This is a genomic window from Kitasatospora sp. NPDC056327, from assembly GCF_042261735.1.
In the GTDB taxonomy this organism is placed as follows: Bacteria; Actinomycetota; Actinomycetes; order Streptomycetales; family Streptomycetaceae; genus Kitasatospora.
In genome coordinates, this window is record NZ_JBHJRC010000342.1 from 1 (window position 1) to 8,447 (window position 8,447).

The 8,447-nt window shown below is 79.5% G+C and carries 4 protein-coding genes; 3 read left to right on the forward strand and 1 reads right to left on the reverse strand.

The window, feature by feature from the left end:
* The first annotated feature begins 686 nt into the window (after positions 1-686).
* The 3 genes from ACFCX4_RS31975 (at position 687) to ACFCX4_RS31985 (ending at position 7,501) form a co-directional block, all read left to right on the forward strand.
* Complete coding sequence (locus ACFCX4_RS31975) at positions 687-3,695, forward strand: type 2 lanthipeptide synthetase LanM family protein (RefSeq protein WP_376150205.1); 3,009 nt, start codon at positions 687-689, stop codon at positions 3,693-3,695.
* 260 nt (positions 3,696-3,955) lie between these two features.
* Complete coding sequence (locus ACFCX4_RS31980; RefSeq protein WP_376150207.1) at positions 3,956-4,147, forward strand: hypothetical protein; 192 nt, start codon at positions 3,956-3,958, stop codon at positions 4,145-4,147.
* Positions 4,148-4,477: 330 nt separating this feature from the next.
* Positions 4,478-7,501 (forward strand): AAA family ATPase, encoded by a 3,024-nt coding sequence (locus ACFCX4_RS31985; RefSeq protein ID WP_376150209.1) that lies wholly within the window; start codon positions 4,478-4,480, stop codon positions 7,499-7,501.
* Positions 7,502-7,519: 18 nt separating this feature from the next.
* On the opposite strand, the gene ACFCX4_RS31990 is transcribed toward ACFCX4_RS31985, so the two are convergent.
* The gene (locus ACFCX4_RS31990; protein WP_376150211.1) at positions 7,520-8,398 is read right to left on the reverse strand and encodes a virginiamycin B lyase; all 879 of its coding nucleotides are present in this window, start codon (positions 8,396-8,398) and stop codon (positions 7,520-7,522) included.
* Positions 8,399-8,447 lie beyond the last annotated feature (49 nt).

The following is an 8,447-nucleotide window of genomic DNA, read 5'->3' on the forward strand; positions in this document are numbered from 1 at the left end:
GTGACCGGCCCGGGCCCTCGTCCGGGCCCCGGTGCCGGTGCGGGGCCGCCGGGGGCTTAGGGAGCGCCGCCCGGGACGCCGGACGGCCGGGGGACGGCCGACGCGCACCATGACCGGCCGCCCGCCCGGCCCCGTCCCCCCGCCGGGGGACGGCCGCCCCCGCCGTTGGAGGGGGGCGCGGCGGATCGTGCGGGCCGCCGGCACAAAGATGGGGGCCGGTCCCCCATGCCCCGGCGGGTGGGGTGACGACAGGATCAACCCCGAGGGCGGCGTCTTCGACGGCAGCGCGGCCCTCTCCCGGCATCGGAGGTGCGGTGGTGGCAGAGACGGACGCCGTGCGCAGCAAGCGCCCCGACGGGGGCGCAGGACCGGTTCAGGGCCCGGTCGCAGCGGCGGTCCCCTCGGTCACACCGTTCCCGCACACTCCGGTGCCCGGCGACTTCCCCGCACCACGCACGGCGCCGGAGGCACCCCCGGCGCCCGAGGCACCACCCGCGGACTCCGCGCGGCCCGGGCCGCCGGACCCGCCCCGGCCCGACCCTTCGCCCTCACCCGCTGCCCGCTCCCACCCGGGCCGTCTCCGGTCCCCCCGTGCCGGTGGCCGGCCCTGGTGGGAGCGGGGCCTGACCCCGGGCCGGCCGGTCCCCGCGGCCCGCCCGGACTGGGCGGCGTTCACCGAGGCCGCCGTGGCCGCCGCGCCGCTGCGCCCCGTGGTGCCGCGCGCCGCCTACCCGGGCCTGAGCGGCTTCGCGCTCGTCCTGCAGCCGCTCGCCGACCGCGCCCAGGTCCGGCTGCTGACCGCGTTCTCGGCCGCCGTGCACGCCGACGGCCGGCTGGGCCGGATCGACCTGACGGCGCTGCGCGCCGAGTTCACCGCGCGCCTCACCGAGCGGCTGGCCCGGATCGCCGCGCGCACCCTCGTCCTGGAGCTCCACACCGCCCGGGCCGCCGGACGGCTGGCCGGCGGCACCCCGCAGGAACGGTTCCGCTCCTTCCTCGCGCTCACCGCCCGCCGTGAGGGCCTGGCCGCGCTGCTGCGCGCGTACCCGGTACTGGCCCGGCTGCTCTCCCGCGCCTGCCTGGACGCCGCCGACGCACTGGCCGAGCTGCTCGACCGCTTCAGCGCGGACCGGACCCTGCTGGTCGCCGGGCTGCTTCGCGGCCGCGACCCGGGCGCGCTGCTCGCCGTCGCCACCGACGCCGGCGACCGCCACCGGCACGGCAGGGCCGTCGCCGTGCTGCACTTCGCCAACGGCAGCGCCGTCGTCCACCGGCCCCGGCCGCCCGCCGCGCACCGGCACTTCAACGCACTGCTCGGCTGGTACGGCGGCCGGGACGGGGTGCCCCGGCTGCGCGCGCTCGGCCTCCTCGACCGGGGCGGCCACGGCTGGACCGAGTACGCCGAGGCCCGGCCCTGCCTGACCCGCTACGACGTCGACCGCTTCTACCGGCGCCAGGGCGCGCTGCTCGCCCTGCTGCACGTCCTGGACGGCACCGACCTGCACTTCGAGAACCTGGTCGCCTGCGGGGACCACCCGGTCCTGGTGGACGTCGAGACCCTGTTCCACCCGCCGGCCGGGCCGCCCGGCGCCACCGGGGACCCTGCGGCCCGCGCGCTGGCCGAGTCCGTCCACCGGGTCGGCCTGCTGCCGCAGCTGCTGATCGGCGACGACGGCGCGGTGGACGTCTCCGGCATCGGCGGCGGCTGCTCGGCCCGCCGGCTCTCCCCGGTCGACGGCGTGGACTGGTCGGGCGCGGGCACCGACGAGATGCGGCTGGTGCGCCGCCCCCGCCCGTTCGGCGAGGCGCACAACCGGCCCCGGCTGGGCGGCGCGCCGGTCGAACCGGCCGAGCACACCGGGGCGCTGGTGGACGGCTTCCGCGCCGGCTACGCCGTGCTCGCGGCCGGGCGGGACGAACTCACCGGCCCGCACGGGCTGCTGCGCGCCTTCGCCGACGCCGAGGTGCGGGTGGTGCCGCGGGCCACCCGGGTCTACGCCCGGCTGCTGGACGAGTCCACCCATCCGGACGTGCTGCGCGAGGCGGGCGCCCGGCAGGCCGTCCTCGACCTGCTGCGCACCGACGCCGTCGACGACCCGGGCCGCCCCGGGCTGGCCGGGCACGAGATCGCCGACCTGTGGACCGGCGACGTCCCGTACTTCTCCACCCGGCCCGGCAGCCGCGACCTGTGGACCTCCGACGGCCGCCGGCTGCCCGACGAGCTGGCCGAACCGGGACTGGCCCGGGTCGAGGCCAAGCTCGCGGCGCTCAGCGGCGTCGACCGCAAGGACCAGGAGTGGATCGTCCGGGCCGCCATGGCCGGGGCCGCCGGGACCCCCGCGCACCGGCCCGGCCGGCCGGGCCCGGAGAACGTCTGGGCCACCGCCCCCGAACCCGAACGGCTGCTGGCCGCCGCCCGGGGCCTGGGCGACCAGCTCGTCGCCGCCGCCTACCAGGACCGCGCCCGCACCAACTGGCTCGGACTGGAACTGCTCGCCGACCGCTACTGGCGGGTCCGGCCGCTCGGCGCCGACCTGGCCGGCGGCTACACCGGCACCGCGCTGTTCCTCGGCCAGCTCGCGGCGCTCACCGGGACCGGGCGCTACGCCGAGGTCGCCCGCCGGGCCCTGGCGCCCGTGCCGGGGCTGCTGGACGCGCTCGCCGCCCACCCCGACCACCCCGCGGCCGTGGGCTCCGGCGGCTTCGCCGGACTCGGCGGCATCACCTACGCGCTCACCGAACTCGCCCGGCTGCTGGACGACCCGCCGATCGCCTCGTGGGCCGCCCGCGCGGCGGCGCTCACGGCGGCCGCGGCCGGGACCGAGGACGACCCCGGCGTGCACAGCGGCACCGCCGGGGGGCTCGCCGCGCTGCTCGCCGTGCACGCGGCCGGCTCCGGCGGGCCCGGCGCCGGCACGGCCGCCGGGGAGGCGCTGACCGCCGCCGCGCACTGCGCCGCCCGGCTCGCCGCGCACCCCGCCCCCGCCGCGGCCGGCTTCGCCCACGGCTCGGCCGGCATCGGCTGGGCCCTGCTGCGCTACGCCGGGACCGTCGGCGAGCCCCCCGAGGGCCCGCACCACCGGGCCGGGCTGGCCGCCCTGCACGCCGCCACCACGGTCCGCTCCCGCGAGGGCTCCTGGTGCCGCGGCCGGCCCGGCGTGGCGCTCGCCGTCGCCGACAGCCCGCTCGCGCTCGCCGACCGCCGGCTCGCCGACTGGGCCCAGCGGGCCGTGCGGAACACCTCGCGCGCCGCACCGCTCGGCGACCACAGCCTGTGCCACGGCGAACTGGGCGTCCTGGAGCTGCTCGGACGGCACGGTCCCGCCGCCGGACGCACCCCGTGGGTCCGGCGGGCCGGGGCGCTGCTCGCCGCGGTCGACCAGGACGGCGCGCGCTCCGGCACCCCCGACCACGTCCCCCACCCGGGGCTGCTCACCGGCCTGGCCGGGATCGGCCACGGACTGCTGCGCCTCGGCTTCCCCGAGCAGGTGCCGCCCGCCCTGCTGCTGCGCCCCCGGCTCCCGGCGGCGGCCCGCGCCACCGCGCCCCACCGGGGCCCGGGCGGTGCGCCGGGGCCCGGCCGCGCCCCGGCCGCCGTGGTCCTCGCACCGGCCCCGGCCGGACCGGTCGCCCCGCGCACGGTCGGTGGACCGCGCGCGGGCGCCGGGCCGCGCAGTCCGGCCGCGCGCGGCTGACCGCCCGGGCGGGCCCGCCGCGCACCCGATGCCCCCGCACGCCCCCACGCACGCCCGGCCGCGCCCCCACGCCCCCGCGGGCGTCCCGCACCACCCGTCCCGTCCGTCCCGACCGAACCGGCGCCACCCGCAGCGCGTCCTCTCTCCCCCCGAACGCCCGGCGCACCGGAGGTCTGGGACCCTGGAGCACCGGGCCGACGGACCGTCAGGCCGCCGGACCGACCGCCCATCACGACCGACCACGAACGGAGCACCGCCCCATGCACAGCCACGACGAGCGGCTCACCCAGCCGCAAACCGCCGCCCGACCCGGCGAGCCGGCCGACCACCCGGCCGGCGAGATCCGCCTGCGCCCGGGGAGCGGCCTCGGCCTGCGCTCCCGGCTGCTCGCCGGCACCGGCGGTGCCATCCCGCCGATCGTCGAGTTCCCGACCATGACCACGCCCTTCTGAGACCGGCCCGCCCCACCGCACCGCCCCCGGCCCCGAACGGCCGGAGCGTCCGCCGCCGAGGAACGGGCAGCCCCTCGGCGGCGGGCCGAACGGGCGGCCTCCTCCGGTGCCTCCGGCCCCGGCACCACGGCTCCGGGGCCCGCGCCCCGTCGGCCCGTGGGGCAGCCGGCTCCGCCCCGCGCCACCCCGCGCCGCGCCCCGTGGGCCGGTCCCGCCGGCCGCGGACTCCGCATGTGGTCGTACCGTAACCACCCGGCGGCGGCACCGTGCGTGCTTCGTGACCGATTCACCACCCTTCTGAACGGATTCCCCGTCAAGTAGCCTGCGGCCATGCGGACCACGTCGTCGATCACCGTCGGCCGCGCCTCCGAGCTCGGGATGCTCGGCGGCGCGCTCGCCGCCGCCCGGCAGCGGGGCGGCGGGGCGGTCTTCCTGCTCGGCGAGGCCGGGATCGGCAAGTCCCGGCTGGCCGGCGAGTGCGCCTACCAGGCCTACGGGCTCGGCCTGCCGGTGCTGCGCGGCCGCGGCAGCTCGACCGGAACGGTGACGCCGTTCCGCCCGCTGATCGAGGCGCTCTCCTCCCGGTTCCGCGCCGCCGGTCCGCCCACCGACACCGAACTCGCCCCCTACCGGCCCGCGTTGGCGCGGCTCGTCCCCGAGTGGCGGGACGCCCCCGCGGCGGCCGGAGCGGGCGTCTACCCGGAGACCGTGGTCGAACTCGCCGAGGCGCTGCTGCGGCTGCTCGCGGTGCTCGGCCGCGACCAGGGCTGCGTGCTGCTGCTGGAGGACCTGCACGACACCGACGCGGAGACCGTCGCCGTCCTGGAGTACCTGGTCGACAACCTGGCCGGCCTGCCGGTGCTGCTGCTCGCCACCCTGCGCGCCGAACCCGGCCCCGCGCTCGACCTGGTGCGGGCCGCCGAACGCCGCCGCGCCGCCACCGTCACCGAGCTGCGGCCGCTGCCGCCCGCCGAGGTGGCCGCGCTGGCCGCGGCGATCCTGGAGGGCGAGGCCGCCGACCTGCCGGTCGCGCTGGTCGAGCACCTCGCCGGGCGCGGCGACGGCTGCCCGTACCTGGTCGAGGAACTGCTCGCCGACCTGCTGGACTCCGGGGCGCTGCGCCGGGCCGACGACGGCCGCTGGAGGCTGGCCGACGACTCGCGCCCCGGGGTGCCCAGCACCATCGTCCGCAGCTGGGGCCGCCGGATCGACCAGCTCGACCCACAGGTGCGGGATCTGCTGCTAACGGCGGCGACCCTGGGCAGCCGCTTCTCGGTGACCACCGTCCAGCTGATCACCGGCTACGACGACCGGACCCTGTTCAGTCACCTGCGCTCGGCCTCCGAGGCCAATGTGATCGTGCCGGACGGCGCCGCCCCGGACCGCTACGCGTTCCGGCACGCCCTGACCGCCGACGCCGTGACGGCCGCCCTGGCACCCGCCGAACGCGTCGCGCTGGCCCGCCGGGCGGCCCGTGCCATCGTCCGGGCCGACCCCGAACTCGCCGACGAGCGGCGCCAGCTGGTCGCCTCGCTGCTGCTCGCGAGCGGCGACCGCGCGGGCGCGGCGGTGCACTTCGCGGAGGCCGGTCGGCGGGTCCTGGAGGCCGGGGCCGCCGGCTCCGCGGTGGTCCTGCTGGAGCGGGCGCACGAACTCGCCGGGGACTCCGAACGGGCCGGTGTCACCGAGCAGTTGCTGCCCGCCCTGGCCGAGTCCGGGCAGCTGGACCGGGCCTTCGCGCTGGTCCGCACCCTGCCGCCGGTGCCGCCACCGCCACCACCGCCGCCGGGCGCGGCCCCGGAGCGGGGACCCTGCCCCGCCCCGGCGGTCGGGCGCCGGATCGAGCTGCACACCCGGCTGGCCTGGGCGGCGGTGATGGCCGAGCGCGGCGCCGACGCGGCCGCCCAGGTGGCCGCCGTCCGGGCGCTCACCGCGGGCCGCCCGCGCCCCGAACAGGACGCCGCCCTGGCCGTGGTCGAGGGCCACCTCGCGCTGCTGCCGGGCGGCGCGCCGGCCGGCCCGGGCCCCGACGCGTCCGCCGACGGCACCGGCGGCACCGGGGCCGCCACCACCGCCGACCGGCTCGCCGAGGCCGAACGGCGTGCCCGCCGCGCCGCCGAGGTGGCCGAACGCGCCGGGCTCCCGGTCGTCGCCTGCCAGGCCTGGCAGTTGCTCGCCCTGCTCGCCCGCGAGCGCGGCTTCGACGCCGCCGACGCCTGCCTGGAACGGATGCTGGCCGTCGCCGAGACCCACGCCCTGCCGGTCTGGCGGGTCGAGGCGATGCTCCGGCTGGGCGCCAACGCCTTCATGCGCACCGGCGACGGCACCCGCCTCGAAGGCGCCCGGGAGGCCGCCGCCGGGCTGGGCGCCATCGTGCTCACCCAGACCCTCGACGGCCTGCTCGCGATGAACGCCGTGCTGCGCGGCGAGTGGCACACCGCCCGCGCGATCGTCGACCGCTGCCTGGACGCCACGGCCCGGCTGCACAACCTCGCCGCCCACCGCTACCTGCTGCTCTCCTCCGCCACCCTGGCCGCCCACCTGGGCCGCACCCGGGAGATGGAGCACGAGCTGGCCCGGTTCCGGCAGGCCGGCGGCGAGGAGTCCTTCCTCACCCCGCTGCGCTACGGGCTCTGCCGCGCCGTCGGCGCGCTGCTCGCCGAGGACCGCGCCGGGGCCCGCGCCGAACTGGCCTCCGGCCTGGCCTGGGAGGAGGAGCACCCGAGCGTGTTCTACCTGGCCGGACGGCACGGCCTGCACCCGCTGCTGGAGGTGGCCGAGGGCCGCTGGGGCCGTGCCGAGCTGAACCGGGCCACCGCCGCGCCCGCCGCCGAGCTGGCCTGGAACCACCAGTTCCTGCGGTTCGCGGACGCGGTGCTGCTGGGCCGCGAGGGCCGTGCCGCCGAGGCCGCCCGCGCGGTCGCGGCGGCCCGCCCGGCGGCCGCGTCCTTCCCGCTCGCGCACCACCTGGCGCTGCGGCTCACCGCCGAGGCCGCGCTCGCCGACGGCTGGGGCGAGCCGGTCGGCTGGCTGCGGACCGCCGAGGAGTACTTCCACCAGCTGGAGGTGCAGCCGGTGGCCGTCGCCTGCCGGACCCTGCTGCGCCGGGCCGGCGCGAGCGTCGCCCAGCACCGGGGCGGCCGCGACGCCGTCCCGGCGGGCCTGCGCAGCTGCGGGGTGACGGTCCGCGAGTACGAGGTGCTCGTCCTGCTCGCCGACCGCCCGGGCAACCAGGAGCTGGCCCGCAAGCTCTCCATCTCCCCCCGCACGGTGGAGAAGCACCTGGCGAACCTCCTCGCCAAGACCGGCCGCCCCGACCGCGCGGCGCTCTGCGCCCTGGCGTCCGAGCTCTGAGCCCCGGCGGCCCCGCCGCTACGGTGTCAGCCGGGCGATCTCGCCGATCTCCAGGGCTGCGTGGACCACGCCGTCCGCGGTGACGGCGATCCCGTGCGGCTCGGCGTCCCCGACCGGCAGCGGGTACCCGGTGCGGACGCCGCCGGGGGTGAGGGAGGCGATCGCGCCGGCCGCCCACTCGGTGAACCAGAGCCTGCCGTCGGGGCCCGCCGCGACGGCGTGCGGCCGGGCGGTGCGGTCGGGCAGCGGGTACTCGGTGACCTCGCCGTCCACGGTGATCCGGCCGACCTGGCCGGCGCCGATCTCGACGAACCAGAGCGCGCCGTCGCCGCCGCGGGCGATGCCGACCGGCGCGGCGGCCGCGGTGGGCAGCGGGTGCAGGGCGATCTCGCCGCCGACGGTGATCCGGCCGATCGCGTTCGCCTGGTTGAGGGTGAACCAGAGCGCGCCGTCCGGGCCCGCGGTGATCATCGACGGGAAGGCCCCGGTGACCGGGAGCGGGTACTCGGTGACCTCGCCGTCGACCGTGATCCGGCCGATCCGGTCCGCGTTGAGCTCGGTGAACCAGAGCGCCCCGTCCGGGCCCGCCGCGATCCCGAACGGCCCGCAGTCCGCGGTCGGCAGGCCGTACGAGCGGGCCTGCCCGTCGACCGTGATCCGGCCGATCCGGTGGTCCCGCATCCGGGTGAACCAGAGCGCGCCGTCGGGGCCCGCCGTGATCACCGAGGGCCCGCACCCGGGCGCGCCCAGCCCGTACCGGGCGACCGTGCCGTCGGCGGCCAGCCGCCCGACCTCCCCGGCGTGCACCAGGGTGAACCAGAGCGCCCCGTCCGCCCCGGCCGTCACCCCGTACGGTCCGGCCGCCCCGTCCGACACCACGATCCGCTCCACCGTCATGGACGCTTCCTCCCCGTTCTCCTGACCCGCCGTCCGGACCCGGCGCGAC